This is a genomic window from Vibrio cyclitrophicus, assembly GCF_024347435.1.
In the GTDB taxonomy this organism is placed as follows: Bacteria; Pseudomonadota; Gammaproteobacteria; order Enterobacterales; family Vibrionaceae; genus Vibrio; species Vibrio cyclitrophicus.
In genome coordinates this window covers 1,806,729-1,829,047 of the sequence record NZ_AP025480.1, presented here as the reverse complement: position 1 = coordinate 1,829,047, position 22,319 = coordinate 1,806,729, and the positions used below count along the sequence as shown (strand labels likewise).

The following is a 22,319-nucleotide window of genomic DNA, read 5'->3' as shown; positions in this document are numbered from 1 at the left end:
ATGGAACTTTAATTGAGCTTCTATGTTGGCATATGAGAACGATCTATATTTAACAGCTCGGTTACGGTAAGGCCAAACAGTAATTGGATAATTTCGAGTGGGTCTTCGGTCGGGAACCTATCTGAGATATATTTTGCTAGGCCAAGTACCCCTAATCGACCTGAACCTTCAGAACCTTTTTTGTGAGCCTGCATTACAAACATGCGCATGATCATTTTAAATTGATTAACTTTCATGGCTTTCTTCCAAGACTCAAGAAGGAGGGTCTTTGACGTGAAATCAAGGTGCTGCAAAATAATAGGGAATACCTTTCCTTTGATTGCAACTTCGAAATCGGCATTACTTGGGTAGTAGCCTTGCAAGGTACTTTTTCTAAGGCCGGTTTCTTTGCTTAGTCGGTCATAAGTGACGTGATCCCAACCCTCGTTGAGGAAAATATCGAGAATAAGAGCGTTGTAAGAAGCGAAATTGTCCTCGCGTTGGTTTTTGGTGATTCGTCCCATACATATCTCCAGAAATTTGAGACGAAAGGTTAACACAACAGTTATTAAAACTGATGGATAGGTATGATGGTTAACTAATGTTTGACAGAGACTTGTCATTGGCCATTTGGAAGCCTTAACAACGGCATGTTTAAAAGTCTATATGCAACTTTGAATTGACCCATGATTCTAACTTTTGAATAATTATCGATGTGAATTAAGTCCATTTAACCATTTCTTCTATCAATATTAAATGCATGAAATTCAGCATTTTAGCGTTATATTTCCAATGAAAAGTCAAAATCAAATTGATTTTGTTATTCAATCTGTGACTTAAAATCACAAGTTAAATCAAAGCCTCAATTTTTATAAAAATTCCATTACTGATCCATAAATATTCATGACTAAAATGAATTGGTTTGGTTGTGATTGGCACAACTGTTGGTTAGGAAGTGGGATAAATGTTGAAACGTAAAGCTCTGCAATTAGCAGTATCGGTCGGCATGGCCGCAATGTCTGGCGCTGTTTATGCGAATGGATCGGACATGACAAATCCAGATTCGGGCGTTGTGGTTGGTTACTGGCACAATTGGTGTGATGGTGCGGGTTACCAAGGTGGTAATGCGCCTTGCGTAACATTGGATGAAGTGAACCCAATGTACAACATTGTGAATGTGTCATTCATGAAAGTGTACGATGTGGCTGATGGTCGAATTCCTACTTTCAAACTGGACCCAATTATTGGGGTTTCAGAACAACAATTTATCGATCAAATTTCTGAACTTAACAAACAAGGCCGCTCTGTACTGTTAGCTCTGGGTGGTGCGGATGCACACATAGAATTAAAAACAGGTGATGAAAGAGCGTTTGCTGACGAGATTATTCGTCTAACTGAACACTACGGTTTTGATGGCCTAGACATCGACTTAGAACAAGCGGCAGTGACGGCAGCCAACAACCAAACCGTGATTCCAGACGCGCTTAAGCTTGTGAAAGACCACTACCGCACTGAAGATAAAAACTTCCTAATTACGATGGCTCCAGAGTTTCCCTATTTAACGTCAGGTGGCAAATATGTCCCTTACATCGATAATCTAGAAGGTTACTACGACTGGATTAACCCGCAGTTTTACAATCAAGGTGGCGATGGTATCTGGGTTGAAGGTGTAGGTTGGATTGCTCAGAACAACGATGCGTTAAAAGAAGAGTTTATCTACTACATATCTGACTCTCTTATCAACGGAACACGCGGTTTCGACAAGATTCCACACGACAAACTTGTGTTTGGTATTCCTTCAAGCATTGACGCAGCAGCGACGGGTTTTGTAAAAGACCCTCAAGATTTATACGCCGCGTTCGAAACCTTAACAGCTCAAGGTCAACCTTTGCGAGGCGTGATGACCTGGTCTATCAACTGGGACATGGGCACCAACAAGAACGGTCACGAGTATAGCGAACAGTTTATTAAAGATTATGGCCCGTTTGTTCATGGTCAAGTGACGCCACCACCCGTTGAAGGCGAACCAGTACTGAAAGGTATCGAGAATGCACGAGTTCTGCACGGTGTTGTCTTTGAACCAATGGAAGGTGTGACTGCAACAGATAAAGAAGACGGTGATCTAACGCCATCAATCGACGTAGAGGGCTATGTTGAAACAGCAGTTATTGGCACTTATGTTCTGACTTACCGTGTAAAAGACAGCGACAATAACGAAACGGCTAATGCAAGAATGGTTGAAGTGTACAGCCAAAAGCCTACGTTTGGCGGCGTATCTGATACCACGGTCATGCTAGGCGTATCGTTTGATGCTATGGCAGGAGTGACGGCGAATGATGCTGAAGATGGCGATCTAACAAGTACCATCTCACATTCTGGCAGTGTCGATGTGAATGAAATAGGCAGCTACTCGCTTGTATATAGTGTGACAGACAGTGCTCACCAAACCGTCACTGCTGAACGTAAAGTGTCTGTGACTGATGGGTCTAACTGTGCTACGGCATGGGATACTGACACCGTTTATGTTGAAGGTGACCAAGTTTCGCATGACGGCTCAACGTGGGCTGCGGGTTGGTATACTCGTGGCGAAGAGCCAGGGACGACAGGTGAGTGGGGCGTTTGGAAAAAGGTTTCAGAAAGTTCATGTGGTGGTGAAAATCCAGATCCAGGCGGTGACTTAGAACTTCAAGTAGCGGGCCTACAATCTGAATACGCACCGGACAACGGCCATGTACATTTAGAGGTGACACTGACTTCAAGCGAAGCACTTGATGTTACAACAATGGTGATAAATAGCGCAGGTACTGTTGTTGAACAGGAGAAAGTGAACATGGTTGATAGCCGTACTATTACAATGGATCTCTATGATGTAGCCGAGGGCCAATACTCATTTGAAGCGGTTGGTAAGGCAGCCGACGGTGAAATAGTGATGGTAAACAATTTATTCTCTGTAAAGGCAAACGGCGGCACAACACCACCTCCAGGCAATTATCCTCCATATGTTGCGGGTACAAGTTACGCAGCGGGTGACATTGTAATGGGTAGCGACAATGCCTTATACGAATGTAAGCCTTGGCCATACACTGCATGGTGTGCAAGCCCAGCTTACGCCCCTGCAGTCAGCCAATACTGGCAAGATGCTTGGACAAAGCTGTAAGCTCGTTAGAAGTTAGTGATAAGATAACAAACAACGATAGAAGAGAGGCATTTTGCCTCTCTTTTTTTATCTGTAGTTCTTAATACAGTTGGTAGATGTGGAAGGCCGAAAGTTAATGAGACTAGACATTGCTAAAGTCGTTTTTAAGCTCAAATCAAGTAAATCATGTTTGCTTTAGATCAAAATAAGAGTGATTATCAATTGTATTATTTATTGAGAAAATGCACTATGCGTACACTGAATTTTATTTGATCTAATTATTTAAAAAATGAATCTTGCACAAGTCGACCTCAATTTATTAGTCATCCTCAAACACCTGTTAGAAGAGAAGCATGTTTCTAACACGGCATTAGCTCTTGATATGAGCCAACCAACAGTGAGTCGTTCACTGCAAAAACTGCGAACGGTATTTAACGATGACTTGTTGGTGAGAGCGGCATATGGCTATGAATTGACGCCAAAAGCAGAAGCGATTAAGCAAGATTTGAATTCGGTACTGACTCGGTTAGAAAAGTTGGTGCATGGCGATGTGTTCGAACCTCACAACAGTGACACAACGGTTCGATTTTTCGGCCTTGTTCCTCAAGTGGCACACTTGCTTCCTAAAGTGGTCGCGGAGATACGTAAGCAAGCACCGAACATGATTGTCGATATTGATTCTATTCCTAAAAGACACTTCGACCCTTTGTTGTCTGGGGATGCACACTTTGTATTGTCGACTCATGAACCATTGAGTTCAGAACAGAACCTGTATCGAATGTTCGTGATCAGTCGCGATTACCGCTTATTGATGAATAAAGACCATCCCTTGGCTGATAAAGAAATTACGGTCGATGATTTGCTCAACAGTCATCTTGGTCAAATTTCTTTGCAAGGAGACAAGAAGCTCTCAATTGAGAGTCGATTTAAAGATCTCGGTTTGATTGATAAGCAACGTCAGCTCTCGATTCCCATCCAGTTGTCGAATTTTAACGTAGCGCCTGACATGGCGGAAGCGACCGACATCATCTTCCACTTGCCTACGCCTTTTGCACTGCAAGCTGCAAAGCAGAGGAACCTCATTTGTAAACGCGTTCCTAAAGCACTTCGCCACCCATCTGAAGATGTGTATTTATACTGGCATAAACGTTTTCACAACGACCCAATGTGTCGCTGGGTAAGGGACCTCTTTAAAGAGGTTTATGCTTAGCGAGCGGCTTTCAGCGCAAGTTATTAACCTTACTATGGCTTTAAATCTGATATTAATAGGTATGTAAAATGTGAGCTTGGTTATTGAAAGATATTGAATATGCTTATTTTTATGTATGTGAATATTGAATAGCGAAAATCAATTTTTGGTATGAAACTTTCATTGATAACAATGGTAAGTGAATGTCTAATGCAAACCATTATCATTACCAATCACATATAAGAATGCATATCATGTCTGAGAGATCTCTTTTAACTCGCACACCTTTATCGATCGCAATTGCTGTTCTTTGTTCGTCACTTTCGGCTAACGTGTTAGCGGAAGCAAAAGTGACTGACACGGATGAACAGATGGTTGTTACGGCGACTCGTACTGAAATGGCTTTGAAAAAAGCACCAGCCTCAATGTCGGTTATCACTGCCCAAGACATAGAAGACAGCCCCGGTATTACTTTGGCTGACATCGTTGCTGAGTCAACCAGTGTGGAGTCTGATTTTGACAGCACTCGTGCTGGTCGTCAGATGATCTCGATTCGTGGTATGGATTCTGATTATACGCTTATCATGGTTAATGGCCGTCGTCTAAGTTCAGCAAGCGCGATTATCCGCGGTAACGATTTTGACTTATCTACTATTCCAGCTGACTCAATTGAACGTGTTGAGATTATTCGTGGCCCAATGTCGGCGCTTTACGGCTCTGATGGTATGGGCGGTACAATCAACATCATTACTAAAGCACCAGAAAATGACTGGAGCTCTACAGTAAGCATGGATAACTCATCCCCTATAGATGGCAACGGGGGACAAGAATACTCAGTTGGCTTAACCACTTCAGGTGCGCTGATTGAAGATGAGTTATTTGCTCGAGTGTCTGTTAACCAAACGAGCCGTAATGCATGGCAACCATACTCAGGTACGCATAATTCAGGTTACGATCGTGAAGATGTAACAGCATTAGAAGGCCGAGATACGCTGAGCATGTTAGCAAGCCTGACATGGCATGCAACAGACAACCAAACTCTCGATTTCGACTTTGGTTACAGTGATGACGAGCGTGAATCTGCCGCTGAAAGTTCTAGCTCAGTGATTGAGTCCAATACTCACGTGGTTCGTCATAGCCAAGCTATTACACACAGCGGTTACTGGAGTTGGGGCGATACTCAAGTACGTTATTCTCGCGAGAACGTAACGGATAACAATGCAGCCGATTTAGGAAACAACTTCAGCAGCGATATCGAAGAACTGACTCAAATTGTTGAAGCGTCTGCAACGACTTATCTTGGCGATAGTCACACACTAACGTTTGGTATGGATTACCAACTGAGTGAGTTGACCAATAAAGAAAACCTAGTGAGCGGCACGTCCGAAGCGTATCAAGGTGCATTATTTATTCAAGACCAATGGCTAATGACAGAGCAACTGACAGCAACGATCGGTGGTCGCTTAGATAAACATGAACTTTACGGCGAAGAGTTTAGCCCGCGTGTGTACCTTGTTCACCAAACTACCAATGACTTAATCATTAAGGGTGGTGTCGGTAAAGCGTTTAAAGCACCATCATTGACTCAAAACCAACCTGATTATCAAGTATCAAGTTGCAAGGGAGGCTGTGCTCTGGTTGGTAATGAAGATCTAAAACCTGAGACAAGTTTGAACTACGAGTTGGCAGCCGTGTACACGCAACCACGTTGGAATGTAGAAGCTGCGTTATTCCGTAACGAAATCAATGATCTGATCGACAGAACAGAAGGTTATTGCCCACAAGGTGGTGATTGGAACGAAAGCGCTCGTCAGTGTGAAAATCCTGATGGTTCATCAACGGGTGAACTCGGCGCAAAAACATACGAGAACGTAGCCGAAGCGATCATTCAAGGTGTTGAAATTGCGGGTCAGTACCAAATTTCAGACGAGTGGGGCGTATCGGGTAACTACACATATCTAGATACGGAAGATAAATCTACGGGTGATGAACTTCTTGAGCGTTACAAGCATTCAGGTTTAGTTAAATTGAGCTGGAATCCTACGTATGACCTCAACACATTCGTGAGTGCGCGGTACCGTGGCGAGCGCCAAATCGAAGCCGATCTAATTCAAGATGCTTACACGACGCTAAATATTGGTACCGTTTATAATGTGAACGATTCAGTACGTCTGCGTGCGGGTATCTCGAATTTAACTGACGAATCAGTATCAAACGAACTAGAATACTTAGGTTATGTTGAACAGCCACGTACTTACTATGTTGGTATGACCGCTGATTTCTAATCCGTCTGTTTGTAACTCGATAAATAGAGCCTGATAAAATAACGAACCCACACGACTTAACATCGTGTGGGTTCTTTAGATCTAATGCTCATACATTACTTAGTTAAATAATGTCGGTAATGTAAGCTAATAAGCTATATAGCTAGGAATCCATTAGGCTTTGACACAAGTTATCAGCGCGTTGCCTGAAATTAGATCCCAAGGCAAAAGTTTGTCGTAATCGTGTTCGAAAGTATGAACCTCAAAATAGGGCTTCAATATTTCGAACAGCGCTTTGAAGTTGAACGCCACCATTGGGTGTTCATCATTCCATATTTGCGTTTCACCTGCGGTCGTTTTTTCAATGCTGAGTTTCAGCGCTTGCTTATCACCTTCGCCAGAGTAATACCAACCTGAACGGAACGTAAAATCGTCTTGCGCTTGGTTTGTGGTATGTCGAACAAACAGATCGTTGCTGATCTTATCTTTATCTACCACGTTAAAGCAGAATACACCGCCAGGTTTAAGCGCTTTATGAACGCTTGTAATGCACGCTTTCAAATTCTCGATGCCATCGTTGTAATGGATGGAGTATAAGAAACAAGTGATCAGATCTAGTGGCTCAGATACTTCAAAATTACTCATGTTCTGCACTGAAAAGCTGGCTTCTGGGCAGCGAGCTTGAGCGATGTCTAACATTGGTTTGTTCAGATCAAGCCCACTACTTTGGTAGCCATAGTTAATGAAGTGACGAACGTGTGGGCCGGTGCCACAACCAAGGTCTAGGTGAGTTTTTCCATCATTTCCGAAAATTTGATGTAGCCTACGAACGCAGTTACTTTGCGCTTGGTAGTCAATATCGACACACATTAAATCATAATAACCCGATAGGTCGGTGTAGAGTGCGTTGGCGGACATAGTGGCCTACAGCATTTGCTGAAATAATTGGGGTGGCGCATAGTAAACTAGAACCTAAAAATAACAAGCAAATCTTCGATAAATTCATGTGCATTCAGTACTGTTCTTGATGACTAGCCAAGCACTTAATGACCATGCCACCAACAGTGTGAGCATCGGTATCGTTAGTCAACTTAAAAATCGTCAATATCTAACATTTACTAGTTGGGATGTCAGTGTACAACTTTCCTTTTGTAAGCCTACCCTGATAGCGTCTAGATAACGCTTTTTACTCGGTCTTGGTAACCGAAGATATGAGCGTTCTGATTGTCGACATCGATTCTTCGGTGATTTTGAAGTGTCATACGCCCTTGTGAAGAATCGAAATTCCGACAAGGTATTACGGCGGTTAAATCTAGTTAGATACCCATATCGACCTGACTGCTTATTTTTCATTGAAAACAGGTGCTTTAAGCAAAAGCTAATGTCGTGCTCGTGCTAAGACTTGTCTTGTTGTCATGTATGTGTCAAAAAGGGTACACGAGAAATACAGCGACACTCCATCGTTACAGTGTGTTATTCGCTAGGTATTAGGATAGAGTAATTTTACGGTATCGAAAGTTGATTAATAATTTATTAAGGAAAATGAATCAGTTATGGAAATAAAAATTGACGACTTGTCGGGTGGAGAAGTGATTGCATTGCTTGAAGAGCATTTGGCGGATATGTATGCGACATCTCCACCAGAAAGTGTACACGCACTGGATATTAAGGGTTTAAAGTCGCCAGATGTTACCTTTTTCAGTGCTTGGAAAGAGAACCAGTTACTTGGTTGTGTGGCAATCAAAGAACTTGATACCCAACACGCCGAACTTAAATCGATGAGAACGAGTCAGTTTGCAAGGAAATCCGGTGTCGCAAGCAAACTATTGCAACACGTTTTGGAAACCGCAACGGCCCGCCAGTATCAACGTATTAGCCTAGAAACCGGTTCAGAAGTGTACTTTCAACCTGCTCGTAGTTTGTATGAGAAGTTTGGCTTTGATTACTGCCAACCCTTTTCGGATTATTCGCTTGATCCTCACAGCCAATTTATGACTATTGAGCTCAATTAATGCCAACTGATCTTTCAAGACAACAATTAGTGCTAAAACCGTTGTTACTTTCAACTCATTCAAACTTAAAGATTTAGTTTAATGTCGACTTACTTTGCTGGTTTCACTCTCGGGCTTTCGTTGATCCTCGCGATCGGCTCTCAAAATGCTTTTGTTCTTAAACAAGGTCTGAAGAATCAACATGTGTTTGCCATTTGTTTGGTCTGCGCTATTTCAGATGCCCTTTTGATTAGCTTCGGTGTGACAGGCTTCGGCGCGATTGTGAAGCAGTTTCCACAAATCGAGCAATTTGCTCGTTACGGTGGGGCAGTATTTTTAGGCGTGTATGCGTTCTTGAGTTTACGTTCGTCTTTCACCGAGACTCATGCGCTTGAGGGAGTTGGAGATACCAAGGAATCACTAATAAAGGCGATGGCGATGTGTTTAGCGTTTACATGGCTGAACCCGCACGTTTATTTGGATACTGTAGTCTTGCTAGGGTCGATCTCTACACAATATCAACCTAACCACATGCTATTTGGTGCGGGCGCGATCACCGGATCATTTGTGTTCTTTTTCTCTCTTGGCTATGGCGCTCGCTTTTTAGCTCCGCTGTTTAAGAATCCAAGAGCGTGGAAAGTGTTGGAGTTTGTGATTGGTATGATCATGGCGTCGATTGCGGTTTCTTTAGTTATTTAGTTCTTGCGTATCGAACTGTGAGGCCGTTTAGTTTACGGCCTTCTAATTTTTGTTGTCTAACTTTCTGTCTTTAAACATCCCGTCTTCTAACTTTCTGTTCCACATGACATTTCATGCCTGTTTAACTTATTTCTAATTTGTTTATTTTTGCCTTTTTCGAGTGTTATTTGAACAGTGACGCTCTGAATATTAACCATGGTGAGGGCGAAGTCTCACTTTTGAGACTGATAAAATATGGCTACAGGTTCGCTTGATAGCACTAAAATGTTGTGCTAGTTTCCCATTCGCTTTATAAATGAACACTGTTTTATTATTCATGGGAGGCTTTATTTTTCATTTTTTTAAACAGTAGCGCAACAGTTGGATTGGTGTCGGAATACATCCAAAGACAGTGACAGCGCTATTGTAGGACAGACTAAAAAGGGTATTTACATGCTTAAATCAACATTTCTATTAGGCCTAGTTGGCTTGGTTTCACTTCCTACTTACGCTGCTGGTATCGAAGGCGGTCCATACATTGGTGCAGGCCTTGGTGTCTACCAAGATTCAGACACTGACGGGGCTGGTAGTTTAGATGCTGAAAGCATGGGTTATAACCTTTACGGCGGTTACCAATTTAACCGTATTGTAGGTATCGAACTTGGTTACACGGATTACGCTGACTACGAAAAATTTGGTACTAAAGTGTTGTCGCCGACCTCTTTTTCTGTTGCTGCAAATGTAGGTTACACATTTGATAACTCAATCCGACCTTTCGTGTTGGCTGGCCTGAGCTATGTTGACCTAAACGCTCATGGTTCGAGCTACATTGATGACGATTCTGGTGCTGGTTTTCACTTCGGTGTTGGTGTTGAATATACCCCGGTTGAGAACCTTACACTGCGTCTAATTTCACAGGCAGATGCCGTAAACATCGAACTCTTTAATAACAATGGCAATAGAATCGCGAGCAGAGATGTGGCGTTCAGCAGCGTTACTTTAGGTGCTTCGTACAACTTCTAACAGCTTCATATTTTGGGTCATAAAATAGCTTAAATTTTAGTCGTCAGTTGATTCAATCATCAGATAATTTAATGATTAGTTAAGTGAATTGAATGAGTGACTAACTAATTGGTTTACAAAGTGACCCGTTAGTTTTGAGCCCACGTTATCAAGCGATACCGTGGGCTTTTTTGTAGCTCAGTAGATTCATAAAGAAGGTATAATGTGTAGAATCTTATCTTTGACAAAACCGAGAATGCTAGATGTCTGAACTAATCCAACAACAAATTGGAAATATCGCACTAGTCGTCGAAAACTATGACGATGCAATCGAATTTTATACTAAGAAACTTCAGTTTACTTTGGTTGAAGACACTGATTTAGGTGGTGGTAAGCGTTGGGTTCAGGTGTCGCCACCCAACTCGAACGGTACTAACTTGCTAATAGCTCAGGCGAGCAATGAGGAACAGAAAAAAGCGATCGGCAACCAAACTGGCGGCCGTGTATTCTTGTTTTTGCAGACCAATGATTTTTGGCGTGATTATGAGCTAATGAAAGCGAAAGGTGTTGTGTTTAATGAAGAGCCACGAGAAGAAGCGTACGGAACGGTCGTGGTTTTCCAAGATCTGTATGGTACTAAGTGGGACTTGCTACAGTTGAATCGTCCCAACCATTAAGTTCTAAGTTAACTCGATTTACACATCAAAACCGCTCTAACTTTGAGCGGTTTTTTCATATGAAAAGTATCGATTGATGGTACGTTGAAAACAAAGCCTATAAAGCCTGAATTTTATTGTTTTTCACAAGCTTATAAAAGGAAAATAATGCTAACCCATTTGGTAGTTGATCGGTATTTTGATAAATTAAAGCTATTATAGACATCCAGTGAGCCGCAATGAAAATTCTTCACACGTCAGATTGGCATCTTGGCCAAAACTTCTACAATAAAAGCCGCAAAAACGAACATGAACGGTTTTTACAATGGTTGCTAGAGCAAGTTACTGATCACGATATCGACGCAATTATCGTGGCTGGTGACATCTTCGATACCAGCACACCGCCAAGTTATGCCCGTGAGATGTACAACAAGTTTGTTGTCGACTCGAATAAAATTGGTTGCCAGTTAGTGCTATTGGGCGGTAACCATGATTCTGTGTCGGTACTTAAAGAAACACAGCAATTGTTGAAGTATATGGGCGCGGACGTGATTCCAAATACCAATGAAGATCATGCGACTCAGGTTGTCGAGCTGAAAGGTAAGGGCGGCGAGGTTGAAGCGCTAGTTTGTGCGATCCCTTTCATCCGCCCTCGTGATGTTTTAACCAGCCAAGCAGGCGTGTCGGGTGTTGAGCGTCAGAAACAGTTGGGCGACGCGATTAAGCAGCATTATAAAGATGTCTACGATGCAGCAGTCGAAAAACGCGATACTTTTGCTAACCGCGACACAATGCCGATCATTGCGACAGGGCACTTAACCGCAATGGGTGTGAAGCAATCTGACTCGGTGCGTGATATATACGTTGGTAATTTGGATGGTTTTGCTGCCGACGGTTTTCCAAATGCCGATTACATCGCGCTTGGACATATTCACCGACCTCAAGTTGTTGCTAAGCGAGAACACATTCGTTACTGCGGCTCACCAATCCCGCTCAGTTTTGATGAATTGAAATCTCAAAAGCAAGTGTGTGTGGTTGAGTTTGTTGAAGGCGAACGCACCATTTCTCAATTGTCTGTCCCGACATTCCAACTGTTGGCCGAAATCAAAGGTGATTTGAGCGAGATTGAATCTCAACTGAATCAATATATTGGTTTGGAAGAAGGCCAAAGCGTGTGGTTGTCGATTGAAGTTCGAGCACAAGACTATCTATCGGATTTACAAGAACGCATGCGTGCCTTAACCGAAGACTTAAACGTTGAAGTACTTCAGTTAAGAAGAGCAAGAGAGCGCCGAAACCAATCGTTAGAGCAAGAATCAGCAGAGACATTAGCGGAACTCACGCCAATAGATGTGTTTGAGAAACGTATCGCACTCGAGGAGTTTGAAAGCGATACAGAGAAAGCGCGCTTAGAAAGAATGACGGTGAAGTTCAAGCAAGTAATTGTCGAAGTGTCTCATGGAACTGATGATTTAAACGGTACAGAAGAGTAATCAAGAATGAAAATCTTAAGCTTAGAATTTGAAAACTTAAACTCTTTGAAAGGGCGTTGGAAGCTCGATTTCACACAGTCGCCTTTTGCCGAAAACGGCTTGTTTGCGATCACCGGCCCTACCGGGGCCGGTAAGACGACGATTCTTGATGCGATTTGTTTGGCATTGTTTCATCGTACACCACGGTTAAGAAGTATCGCCAAAGGCACTAATGAGCTGATGACGCGCGGCACTGGCGAATGTTTTGCTGAGATTGAATTTGAAGTAAAAGGAAAAACTTACCGTTCGAACTTTCATCATAAAAGAGCTCGTGGTAAGCACGATGGCGCGCTGCAAACGCCAACTTGTGAGTTTGCAGATGCAGACAGCGATGTGGTTTTAGAAACGCAGCTGACTAAGAAAATTAAGATGGTTGAAACCGTAACGGGTTTGGACTTTTCTCGCTTCACTAAATCGATCATGCTTTCACAAGGTGAGTTTGCAGCGTTCCTAAATGCCAATGCAAATGATCGAGCAGAACTCCTTGAAGAGCTGACTGGTACAGAAGTCTACAGCCTGATTTCAGAGCGTATTTATGATCACTTCAAATCGAGCGAAGAGTCACTTAATCACCTTAAAGCGAAAGCAGAAGGCGTGAGTTTACTGTCTGAAGAGCAAATCCAAGAACTGACTGGCGAGCGAGAGGCTCTCGAAGCTGAACAGAAGCGTTTAGCCGATCAGCTGAAAGAGTGGCAAGCACATCTCAGTTGGTGGAAAGAAGTGACCAAAGCTGAGCAAACTATCACGACCAGTGAGCACGATCTTAAAACGGCTCAAGATGAACTAGATCGCAACCAAACATCATTAGTTCGTTTAGCAAACAGTGAACCTGCTGAAAAACTGCGTCCAATGCACAAAGATCTAAAGCGTTGCGAGCAAGAGGTCAACACCACTCAAGCTAACTTAGGCAATAGTACCAAGTTACTTGCTGTCCGTGATGCAGAAAAACAAGACGCACAGACTAAACTGACTCAAAGCAGTGTGATTGTCGAACAAGTCAAATCCGAGCAGCAAGATCAGGAGAAGATCATTGAGCAAGTTCGCCCACTCGATAACCAAATTGCAGTGCTCAAAGATAAACAGACAGTGGCCGTTAACGCAGCGAACACGCTAAACGACCAACAAATGCAACAGCGTAATCAACAGCTCGTTTTAGTTCAAAAAACTGATGAGCTGAAACAACAAGAGCAACTCAGCACTGATTACCTAAATACTCATCAAGCTGACCAACATCTAGAAAAATACTTAGGTCAGTGGCAAGCCAAAGTAGAGCAAGTTCGCACCCTTGAGCGTCAGCATTCAGAGCAGTTGAACTTAGCGAAGCAAGCCTTGTCTGCGGTTGATGCTCAGCAATCAGTGATCAAGTCAGCTCAAGAAGAAAAAGCATCGCAAGACAAAGCATTAGCTGAACTGGTTGTAAAGGAAAGCAATGCAGAGCAACAATGGGAAGCATTGCAAGGCAACACCAGTGAACAAGTGTTGAATGCACAAAAAAACCTGTTGGAGTTTTGGAATCGCAATACGCACTCATTGCTTGAGGTTAATCGTGGCTTCTTAAATGCCCAGCAACAGCTGCACGCTAAAACTCAGGGTCATCGAACTAACACTCAGTTGGTCGACAAGCTTTCGAAAGAGCGTGCAGTGCTGGTGGAGCGATACAAAGAAAAAGAGACTTCACTTGAGCGATTAACGCGCTTGATTGATCAAGAAGGCGAACTGGCAAAATATCGTGCAGCATTAGAATCTGGATCTGAATGCCCACTGTGTGGTTCAACAGACCATTATATTGAGCAGTCACAAGATATTGCCAACTTAGTTGCTCAACAAGAACGTGAAAAGCATGAGCTAGCGGTTATTAAAAAGGACGGCCAAGAGCACCGTCAACAGTTAGATTCTCTAGCACCAATGATTACGGGGCTTAACGATGACATTCAACGTGCGCAAGAGGATATTCAGCAAGCTCAACTTAACTGGCAAGGCATTGTTGGTAAGCTTCAGCAGAGCTTATCGGATTTCGTTGGCACGGCTCCAGAATTAGCATTGTTGACGGTAAGCGATTTAGGCAATGAAGCTTCAGTTGCGACTTTCGCTCAGCAGTGTGAACTTCTACTAAGTCAGATCTCGCAGCAACTCAAAGAGCTAGGTGATGCTAAAGCTCACTATGCCGAAGCTGAGAAACAACGCTTATCTGTAAGTGTTATGGCTGACAAGGCGCAATCTAACCTTGAGTTGGCCGAGCAACGCTTAGCTGACTTGAATAAGCAAAACCACAGCACAATTAAACAAGTGGCTCAGATCGCTCAAACGAAAGAGCAGCAATGGAACTCTTTGAAAGAGAGTATTGTTCAAACTTCTATTGAAGCACCTGAACTTGAGCATATTGATGATTGGTTTACTGCAAAATCGCAAGCATCAAACACATGGCAGCAAACTAAACAGCAACAGGCCGATATTGAGAAGCAGCTACTCACTCAAAATGCTGAATTGAAAACGCTAGATGACAAGTTGAGCAGCCTTGAGAAAGAGCTTGCGACATTGACGCAAGAGAGTGAGTCTTTAGTGTCAGAGCTCACTCGTGTAACTGCTGAAAGGACAGAGTTATTTGGTGATAAAGACATTCAAACCACCAGCAATGCGATGAAGCAAAAAGTCACTGAAGCGGTGAGTACATTTGATGCCGCTCAGTTGGTGCTTAACCGTTGCGAACTTGAACATCGAACCGAACAAACCAAACACACAAGCTTCTCTGAAGAGTTGATGAGCAAGCAATCAGCTCATACGCAAGCGCAGCGTGCTTGGTTAGAAGCAATGAAAGCTAGCCCATTTGAAAGTGAGGCTGATTTTGAAGCTGCGTTGCTAGACGAAGAGGTTAGAACTCAACTTCAAAGCTTGAAGAAGACACTTGAAGAAGCAATCGTAAGCGCACAGGCGAGATTGAACAGTGCTAAAGCGAATAGAGTTGAACTGCAAGCTCACGAGAAAGCCGAAACATGGAGCGCCTTACCGCAAAATGAAGTAGAGCTAGCGACGGCTCAATGTCAAAATGAACAGCAACAACATGCTACTCAAATAGGTGCAATTTCTGCGAATCTAGAGACCGACCGTCAGAATCGCAGCAACCAACAAGACTTGTTCAAACAGATAGAAGAACAGCAATTGGAGTTTGATGACATATCACGTTTGAATTCTTTGATTGGCTCAAGAAATGGTGACAAGTTCCGTAAGTTCGCTCAGGGCTTAACACTTGAGAACTTGGTGTACTTAGCCAATAAACAGCTACAACGTTTGCATGGGCGCTATGAATTGAAACGTAAGGTTGATGATGCTTTAGAGTTGCAAGTGCTAGATACTTGGCAGGGCGATGTGATGCGAGATACCAAAACGCTCTCGGGTGGTGAAAGCTTCTTGGTGAGTTTGGCACTAGCGTTAGCGCTATCTGATCTTGTAAGCCACAAAACCAGTATTGATTCGTTGTTCCTCGATGAGGGTTTCGGAACGCTAGACAGTGATACCTTGGATATAGCGCTTAACGCATTAGATAACTTGAACGCTTCAGGCAAGATGATTGGTGTGATAAGCCACGTAGAAGCATTGAAAGAGCGCGTGCCTGTGCAGCTCAAGGTGACCAAACACTCAGGCCTTGGCTTCAGTGAAATGGAAGAACAATACAAGGTTGTTGTTTAGTTAAACTTTTCTCTGTGTGTACAAATACATGCAGGCATAGATAAAGATAAAACAGCTCATCGGCTCTGTCGCTCTCCCTTCTGGAGGTTGACGGCGTTGGGCTGTTATCTTTCACCGCCGTCATTCATCGAAGCGAGGGGCGAGCGTAATGGGGAATCTCTAGTAAACGAAGAAAGTTCATTCAGCGATAAGGAAGCATCAATGCACAAGAAACCATATCTACCCACGAAGATATGTCCGGTTTGCCAAAAACCATTTGCATGGCGCAAGAAGTGGGAGCGTTGCTGGGAAAATGTCATCTATTGTTCAGAACGCTGTCGTCGCAACAAATCCTAATTTAGATCGATATGATCCAACCAGTGACACTTAAAGTGTTAGACTTAAAAGCCTACCGATCTACAAACACAGCCATTACTCCAATCAAGTGACATCAACACCAAATCGCTGTTTAAAAAAACAATCACCCCAATTCTTAATGGTTTTAAGAACCAATTGATAATCACTTCTTCATTTCTTAAGTTAATATTTCTATCTGTAAGATAACTGCTGTATAAAGGCGGCATGAAGATACCAAAAAGAATACAGCCTTTAGTTGACGATGGTTTAGTCGACGAGGTAACAAGCCAACTGATGAGTGGCAAAGAAGCGTCAGTGTATATAGTACGCTGCGGCGATACGATCCGTTGTGCCAAGGTTTATAAAGAAATAAGCCAACGTAGCTTCAAGAAAGCGACAGCATATCGAGAAGGGCGCAAAGTCCGTAATAGCCGTCGAGCTAGAGCCATGGAAAAGGGCTCGGGTTTCGGTCGTGAGCAACAAGAAAAAGTATGGCAAAGCGCTGAAGTTGATGCTTTATATAAATTGGCAGAGGCAGGCGTTCGTGTACCCATTCCTTATGGCTGTTTCGACGGCGTGCTTCTTATGGAGCTAGTCACTGATGATGACGGTTATGTCGCGCCAAGACTAAACGATGTCGTGATGCCAGCTGAACAAGCGATTGAAGATCACCAAGTTATGATGACCTACGTGGTCAAAATGCTGTGTGTTGGTTTGATTCATGGCGACTTGTCTGAGTTCAACGTGCTTGTGGATGAATATGGTCCAGTGATCATTGATTTACCACAAGCGGTTGATGCATCTGCCAATAATAATGCAGAGTGGATGTTGACTCGCGACGTAAATAATATTCGTGATTATTACGCTCAGTTTGCACCAGAGTTATCAACGACAGAGTATGCTAAGGAAATATGGGCTCTGTACGAGAAGGGCGACCTTAAGCCAGATACTAAGCTAACCGGTGAGTTTACAGAAACCGATGAATTAGCGGATATCGAAGCTATCATGCAAGAGATAGATGCGGCAAGAGTTGAAGAACAACACCGTCGTGAACGTGTTAAAGAAGAAAAAGAAGGTGTCGACGACAGCAAATTTAATTGGTCTGAGTCTTAGTAAAGACCAATTAAATCAAAGCTGAACCTAAGCTATGCCTCTTTTGATAAGACAACGTTAACTGTAACGAACTGCTTCTTCCAGACGACTAAACCCAATAGAGCCAAAACTCTGTTGGGTTTTCTGTTTTTATACCAATCACAGTAAGTGATTTAACAACGATAGCTTAGAAACGGTAGAGAACGAAGCCGTGTTTTTCGATAAGTAATGATTCTAGAATCAAAAGTTCAGACGAGGTTATCGGATTTTTTAACGATCTATGGTCAGAATTATTTACCACGATCGGTAGTCCTTATCACCAAGTCAATTGCTCACCATCATACGCGTAAAAGTTGCCACTGTTTTCCGGTATTGCACTGCTGATTATGTCGACCAGTTGGTGGGCGACGTAGCTCGATTCAAACAGCTTTCCTTCAGGCACATTCGCTTGAAATGGCTTTGACAACGCGGTATCGGTTGTACCTGGATGCAGTACTAACACGGTTCCTTTCTTAACCGTTCGTTGCCATTCAATCGACATGGTTTTGATAAACATGTTTAACGCTGCTTTTGATGAGCGATAGCTGTACCAACCGCCTAATCTGTTATCTGAAATACTGCCTACCTTAGCTGAGACGACCGCGAATTTTGGATTGTCACTGAATCTTAGAACAGGTGTGAAATGTTTAGCCAACAGTAAGCTTGGTAGTGTATTAACAGAGATGTTTTTCAGAAAAAATTCAGGGTCGATAGACGATAAGTTCTTTTCCGGCCCAAGGTTTGGTGTGTGAAGCATCCCTACGCAGTTGATTAACCAATCAAGTTTATTGAACCTCGCGCTTAGTTGTGCGACTTCTGTTTCGTTGGTTGCATCGAGTTGATGCCAGTGAAGTCGCGTGTCTTCAAGAGTGGGGCATTGCGAGTGGTAAGTTGCATCAACCTGAACATCGAGAAAATCAAAATGAGACAGCTCAGACAGTAGGTGTTGAACCACTGCGAAACCAATTCCGCCGCTGCCACCAATGACTAATATTTGTAATCTGAGTTGTTCCACCATTATAAGTTCTCCAAGTTAGTCAGTCGTTGTTCTGCAGTATCGAGAATTGCTTGTTGGTCTTGCTGATCCATATTGTCCCAAGATCGATATAACATGCCCATGCGCGGGTTACGGTTTAACGCATCGCGATGTTGATTCATGAAGCGCCAGTACAAGCTATTGAATGGGCAAGAGGATTCACCGCTGCGCTCTTTTATCTGATAGTGGCATCCTTTACAGTAATCACTCATACGGTTGATGTACGAACCGCTGGCAGAGTATGGTTTGGTTCCTACGATGCCGCCATCCGCAAACAGTGCCATACCTCGCGTATTTGGCATTTCGACCCATTCAATCGCATCTACGTAAATGCCAAGGTACCAACTGTCGACTTGGTCAGGTGCTATGGCAGTTATCAAGCAGAAGTTGCCAGTGATCATCAGCCTCTGAATGTGATGTGCATAAGCAAACTCAAGGGATTGACCAATCGCGTGCTTCATGCAATTCATTTTGGTTTGACCATCCCAAAAGTAATGAGGTAATTGTCGGTCGGCTGAATAATAGTTTTTATTGGCATAAGCGGGCATGTTGGCCCAATACACGCCTCGAATGTACTCACGCCAACCAAGTATTTGGCGTACGAAACCTTCGACCTGAGCGATATCGATGCTTGGTTTATCTTGAGCCTTTGACGCTTCAAAAGCCGAGAGTGCCGCATCAATGACTTCGCGAGGGCTAAGCAACTTGCTGTTCAAAGAAAAAGAGAGACGACAATGATACAAGCTCCACTTTGAATCGTGTTCTGTAGTCATTGCATCTTGAAATTGACCAAACAGTGGCAAGCAAACTTGGCAAAAATGAGCGAGTAGAGACAAGCTTTGAGCTCGGTTTACTGGCCATAAGAGTTGCTCACCAACTTCGCCAATGGTTTGTACATGATGACGCTCGATGCGCTTCAAAAGGTCCGAGATATCGTTAGAGAACATCAAAGGCTGCGGTAAGTTGGCGATGTCTTGCTTCTTAAGCTTTTTACGATTGTTGGCATCGTAGTTCCACTTACCACCAACCGGTTTGTCATCCTCCAACAAAATGTCGAAACGTTTTCTCATCCGACGATAGAAGTGTTCCATCATAATGTGTTTGTCTTTCGGAAACTGCGTTTCAATTTCCTCAAACGGAAATAAGAAGTGCTCAGTATCACAACATCCTTTGGTAACATTGGTTAGTTTGAGTTTTGCCATTTGCTGAAGTAAGCGATATTCATCCGGTCTTTGGTATTCAAATTTTTCGGCGTCGAACTCGCTTACATAATGTTGAAGCAGGGCATCCAGGTTTTCGAATTGCGCTGTGTCATCCAATGTTAAATGCAGTACCTGATGACCTTGTTGAGTGAGTTCGTTGGCGAAATAGGACATGGCAGAGAAAAATGCAGCGACTTTCTGAATGTGAGACGCGACATAATCCGTTTCTTGTTTGAGCTCAGCGATCATATAAATCACACTGTCGTCGACTTGCTGAAACCAAGAGTGTTCAATGTTGAGTTGATCACCAAAAATAAGGCGTACAGTTTTGAATTTCATAGCTTGTCCTGCTTAGAGGCGGAGGTTGTATGCTGGCCCGTCTCTTTCCATTGATTAATAAAGACGTGGTCTGGATCGTACATCTCTGTCTGTTTTGCTAGATCAAAGTGGCGTGATTTAGGCTGTGATTGGTTTATACTTTGATCCTTGTGGATTGATTGGTTGTTATGGATTGATTGGTTGTTATGGATTGATTGGTTGTTATGGCTTGATTGAGTGTTGTGGACTGGTTGATTAAGATCCCCAGCGATATACGCCCAATTTCCCCAGTTCGATGCCACGTCATAGTCAACGAGTTGGCTTTCGAAATAAGCGGCGCCGTTTCGCCAATCCACTCCTAATTCATAAATCAAACAACTTGCGGCCAATTGTCGGCCACGATTAGACACGTACCCCGTAGTATTAAGTTGGCGCATGCAGGCGTCGACAATCGGATAGCCCGTATTGCCGCATTTCCAATTAGCGAAGTTTTGTTGAGTCGTGTTGGTTGCCAGGACCGAATCGATGCTTGGGTTGTCTGTGCCGTTTTGAAACAGGGATGACCCTAAAGATAAGCACTTCCAATAAAAATACTCACGCCAAAGTAGCTCAAAGAAAATCCAATAGGTTGAATCGTTTGAGCCATGTTTCGCTTCAAATTGGACAAGGTTGCGGTAGATCGTCTTTGGTGAGACACAGCCGAGCGCTAACCATGGTGAGAACTTGGTTGAATTTTCTTTGCCATCGAACGCGTTTCTGGTCTGTTTATATTGGTGAGCATAGGGATGTGAAAAATAGTCGTGCAAATGCGCTAGGCCGGCTTGCTCTCCGCCAAAGAAGCTGCTGTTGTGTAAACCGTTTACGTTTGTGTTGCTGATGTTTAGGCAGTGTTCATCGAACTTTGAATTAGAGGCCTGTTTCGAGTGACAGTGTGACAAAGCTTTAGGCATTGGTGGTAGTGTGGTGATGCTTAGGCTTTGTGTATCAATAGGTAAGTGCTCGACTAATTTTCTAAACTTGGTGAACGAGCGAGGTAACTTAGATAACTCAAAGGGAAGCTGCTCCAGCTCTAACAGAGTTGAATGATGCTGCTGCATTAAAATTAATTTTGGAAAGTTAAACTGTATCGATTGCACAAGATGTCGCTCGTCAAAGCCACAATGATGACTCACAAACAAGTGTGTGGCTTGCTGTGATTTGATAATTTCACTCAGTGCGAAGTCTCTACTCATTTCCTCATCAGTTAATGTTGAAGATCGCAGAACGATGAGCTCTTGCCCTAGGTTAGCTAGGCGGCTTTCTAAATCAGTAATAGACTGAGAAATGAATTTTGCTCGCTCTGCCCCATATTGTTGCTCTTTCGCAAACTTGCGAGAGAATACGGACAAATTCGGCTCGATCACTACACATATCAGTTCATCAACGAGCCGAGACGCTTTACCAAGCAACTCGTTATCGTCGGCTCTTAAATCGTTGGTGAAAAGATAGAGGCCAATCTTCTTCATTGTTTACACTCTGTTTTGTTAATTATTAGACGCTTACGAGTTGATCGGGCGCTAAGATCACAAATGAATGCTGGACGTCGATGATAGTAGTGGGCGATTTAAAGTGGACACGAGAACGAGGTTAAAGAGTACATAACCGAAAGAAGATAGAAGCGAAAGAGCGCACAAGCCAACCAATAACACGGAGAGAGGTTGGCTAATCGTGTTTGGCTTCAACGTCCTTTCTCTTAGGCATCGTATATTTTAAAATCAGCCTACTCCATTGGGACGACTAAGATATCGACTGGAGAGGTGTCGATAATTTGTTTCGAATGGGAGATGATCTTATGCCAAAAATCATGGTGGTGACCACATAGCAACAGGTCGACTTTGTTTGCCTCGATGGTATTTTTGAGCTTGTTGTTCAAATCACCAGTACCCACAAAGATATGGTTGATTGGATGTTTGGCGTAAGTCTCGAACTCTTTCAATTTTGCTAAGGTATCTTCATTGAAAGGTAGATCACTGCTATTTCCCTGAATATCAACGAGTTCTGGATAAATTTCTCCGTGTGTACCATCGATATAAACAAACGAAATACTAGCCTCTAGTTTGTTCGCAAAGAAGGTCGCTCTATCAATGAGAATTTTAGTGTCTTCAGACAGTTCAAGTGCGACCAGAATATGTCGGTATTCCATAAT

General features: G+C 43.1%; 17 protein-coding genes. 11 read left to right on the top strand and 6 right to left on the bottom strand.

What is annotated here, in order from left to right; all coding sequences use genetic code 11:
- Positions 1-20 precede the first annotated feature (20 nt).
- Positions 21-503 carry a hypothetical protein gene (locus tag OCW38_RS07920; protein ID WP_065100358.1) on the bottom strand — a complete coding sequence of 161 codons (483 nt, stop codon included), beginning with the start codon at positions 501-503 and terminating at the stop codon, positions 21-23.
- Between the two features lie 440 nt (positions 504-943).
- Between OCW38_RS07920 and OCW38_RS07915 the strand changes: the two genes are divergently transcribed.
- The 3 genes from OCW38_RS07915 to OCW38_RS07905 all read left to right on the top strand — a co-directional run bounded on the left by OCW38_RS07915 (position 944) and on the right by OCW38_RS07905 (position 6,589).
- Complete coding sequence (locus OCW38_RS07915; RefSeq protein WP_261893612.1) at positions 944-3,136, top strand: immunoglobulin-like domain-containing protein; 2,193 nt, start codon at positions 944-946, stop codon at positions 3,134-3,136.
- Positions 3,137-3,404: 268 nt separating this feature from the next.
- Positions 3,405-4,325, top strand: a complete 921-nt coding sequence (locus tag OCW38_RS07910; RefSeq protein WP_016795747.1) for a LysR family transcriptional regulator — start codon at positions 3,405-3,407, stop codon at positions 4,323-4,325.
- A 233-nt stretch (positions 4,326-4,558) separates the two neighbouring features.
- Complete coding sequence (locus OCW38_RS07905) at positions 4,559-6,589, top strand: TonB-dependent receptor domain-containing protein (RefSeq protein WP_261893609.1); 2,031 nt, start codon at positions 4,559-4,561, stop codon at positions 6,587-6,589.
- Positions 6,590-6,742: 153 nt separating this feature from the next.
- Here the strand turns inward: OCW38_RS07905 and OCW38_RS07900 are convergent, their stop codons facing one another.
- Entirely contained in the window at positions 6,743-7,486 is a 744-nt protein-coding gene (locus OCW38_RS07900) for a class I SAM-dependent DNA methyltransferase (RefSeq protein ID WP_010441145.1), read from the bottom strand.
- Positions 7,487-8,121: 635 nt separating this feature from the next.
- On the opposite strand from OCW38_RS07900, the gene OCW38_RS07895 reads away from it, so the two are divergent.
- The 8 genes from OCW38_RS07895 to OCW38_RS07860 all read left to right on the top strand — a co-directional run bounded on the left by OCW38_RS07895 (position 8,122) and on the right by OCW38_RS07860 (position 17,560).
- Positions 8,122-8,580 carry a GNAT family N-acetyltransferase gene (locus OCW38_RS07895; RefSeq protein ID WP_010441144.1) on the top strand — a complete coding sequence of 153 codons (459 nt, stop codon included), beginning with the start codon at positions 8,122-8,124 and terminating at the stop codon, positions 8,578-8,580.
- Between the two features lie 81 nt (positions 8,581-8,661).
- The gene (locus OCW38_RS07890) at positions 8,662-9,258 is read left to right on the top strand and encodes a LysE/ArgO family amino acid transporter (RefSeq protein ID WP_016769228.1); all 597 of its coding nucleotides are present in this window, start codon (positions 8,662-8,664) and stop codon (positions 9,256-9,258) included.
- 432 nt (positions 9,259-9,690) lie between these two features.
- Positions 9,691-10,260, top strand: coding sequence for a porin family protein (locus OCW38_RS07885; protein ID WP_010441142.1), 570 nt, complete (start codon positions 9,691-9,693; stop codon positions 10,258-10,260).
- Positions 10,261-10,502: 242 nt separating this feature from the next.
- Positions 10,503-10,916, top strand: a complete 414-nt coding sequence (locus OCW38_RS07880) for a VOC family protein (protein WP_016769230.1) — start codon at positions 10,503-10,505, stop codon at positions 10,914-10,916.
- A 218-nt stretch (positions 10,917-11,134) separates the two neighbouring features.
- The gene (sbcD, locus tag OCW38_RS07875; RefSeq protein ID WP_016769231.1) at positions 11,135-12,388 is read left to right on the top strand and encodes an exonuclease subunit SbcD; all 1,254 of its coding nucleotides are present in this window, start codon (positions 11,135-11,137) and stop codon (positions 12,386-12,388) included.
- Between the two features lie 6 nt (positions 12,389-12,394).
- Positions 12,395-16,111 carry an AAA family ATPase gene (locus OCW38_RS07870; RefSeq protein ID WP_261893605.1) on the top strand — a complete coding sequence of 1,239 codons (3,717 nt, stop codon included), beginning with the start codon at positions 12,395-12,397 and terminating at the stop codon, positions 16,109-16,111.
- Between the two features lie 201 nt (positions 16,112-16,312).
- Positions 16,313-16,447, top strand: coding sequence for a DUF2256 domain-containing protein (locus OCW38_RS07865; RefSeq protein ID WP_010441138.1), 135 nt, complete (start codon positions 16,313-16,315; stop codon positions 16,445-16,447).
- A gap of 225 nt (positions 16,448-16,672) precedes the next feature.
- Complete coding sequence (locus OCW38_RS07860; protein ID WP_010441137.1) at positions 16,673-17,560, top strand: PA4780 family RIO1-like protein kinase; 888 nt, start codon at positions 16,673-16,675, stop codon at positions 17,558-17,560.
- A 295-nt stretch (positions 17,561-17,855) separates the two neighbouring features.
- Here the strand turns inward: OCW38_RS07860 and OCW38_RS07855 are convergent, their stop codons facing one another.
- From OCW38_RS07855 to OCW38_RS07840, 4 genes are all read right to left on the bottom strand, one after another.
- On the bottom strand, positions 17,856-18,596 hold the full coding sequence (locus OCW38_RS07855; RefSeq protein WP_010441136.1) for an SDR family oxidoreductase: 741 nt from the start codon (positions 18,594-18,596) through the stop codon (positions 17,856-17,858).
- Entirely contained in the window at positions 18,596-20,155 is a 1,560-nt protein-coding gene (locus tag OCW38_RS07850; RefSeq protein WP_261893602.1) for a cryptochrome/photolyase family protein, read from the bottom strand. Before OCW38_RS07850 ends, OCW38_RS07855 begins: the two co-directional genes overlap by 1 nt.
- The gene (locus OCW38_RS07845; RefSeq protein ID WP_261893600.1) at positions 20,152-21,639 is read right to left on the bottom strand and encodes a DASH family cryptochrome; all 1,488 of its coding nucleotides are present in this window, start codon (positions 21,637-21,639) and stop codon (positions 20,152-20,154) included. Before OCW38_RS07845 ends, OCW38_RS07850 begins: the two co-directional genes overlap by 4 nt.
- A gap of 254 nt (positions 21,640-21,893) precedes the next feature.
- Positions 21,894-22,316 (bottom strand): universal stress protein, encoded by a 423-nt coding sequence (locus OCW38_RS07840; RefSeq protein WP_010441133.1) that lies wholly within the window; start codon positions 22,314-22,316, stop codon positions 21,894-21,896.
- Positions 22,317-22,319: the final 3 nt, after the last annotated feature.

Coding starts and splice junctions, on each gene's coding strand:
- OCW38_RS07920 (WP_065100358.1), bottom strand. CDS start 503: ATGGGACGAATCACCAAAAACCAACGCGAGGACAATTTCGCTTCTTAC.
- OCW38_RS07915 (WP_261893612.1), top strand. CDS start 944: ATGTTGAAACGTAAAGCTCTGCAATTAGCAGTATCGGTCGGCATGGCC.
- OCW38_RS07910 (WP_016795747.1), top strand. CDS start 3,405: ATGAATCTTGCACAAGTCGACCTCAATTTATTAGTCATCCTCAAACAC.
- OCW38_RS07905 (WP_261893609.1), top strand. CDS start 4,559: ATGTCTGAGAGATCTCTTTTAACTCGCACACCTTTATCGATCGCAATT.
- OCW38_RS07900 (WP_010441145.1), bottom strand. CDS start 7,486: ATGTCCGCCAACGCACTCTACACCGACCTATCGGGTTATTATGATTTA.
- OCW38_RS07895 (WP_010441144.1), top strand. CDS start 8,122: ATGGAAATAAAAATTGACGACTTGTCGGGTGGAGAAGTGATTGCATTG.
- OCW38_RS07890 (WP_016769228.1), top strand. CDS start 8,662: ATGTCGACTTACTTTGCTGGTTTCACTCTCGGGCTTTCGTTGATCCTC.
- OCW38_RS07885 (WP_010441142.1), top strand. CDS start 9,691: ATGCTTAAATCAACATTTCTATTAGGCCTAGTTGGCTTGGTTTCACTT.
- OCW38_RS07880 (WP_016769230.1), top strand. CDS start 10,503: ATGTCTGAACTAATCCAACAACAAATTGGAAATATCGCACTAGTCGTC.
- sbcD (WP_016769231.1), top strand. CDS start 11,135: ATGAAAATTCTTCACACGTCAGATTGGCATCTTGGCCAAAACTTCTAC.
- OCW38_RS07870 (WP_261893605.1), top strand. CDS start 12,395: ATGAAAATCTTAAGCTTAGAATTTGAAAACTTAAACTCTTTGAAAGGG.
- OCW38_RS07865 (WP_010441138.1), top strand. CDS start 16,313: ATGCACAAGAAACCATATCTACCCACGAAGATATGTCCGGTTTGCCAA.
- OCW38_RS07860 (WP_010441137.1), top strand. CDS start 16,673: ATGAAGATACCAAAAAGAATACAGCCTTTAGTTGACGATGGTTTAGTC.
- OCW38_RS07855 (WP_010441136.1), bottom strand. CDS start 18,596: ATGGTGGAACAACTCAGATTACAAATATTAGTCATTGGTGGCAGCGGC.
- OCW38_RS07850 (WP_261893602.1), bottom strand. CDS start 20,155: ATGAAATTCAAAACTGTACGCCTTATTTTTGGTGATCAACTCAACATT.
- OCW38_RS07845 (WP_261893600.1), bottom strand. CDS start 21,639: ATGAAGAAGATTGGCCTCTATCTTTTCACCAACGATTTAAGAGCCGAC.
- OCW38_RS07840 (WP_010441133.1), bottom strand. CDS start 22,316: ATGGAATACCGACATATTCTGGTCGCACTTGAACTGTCTGAAGACACT.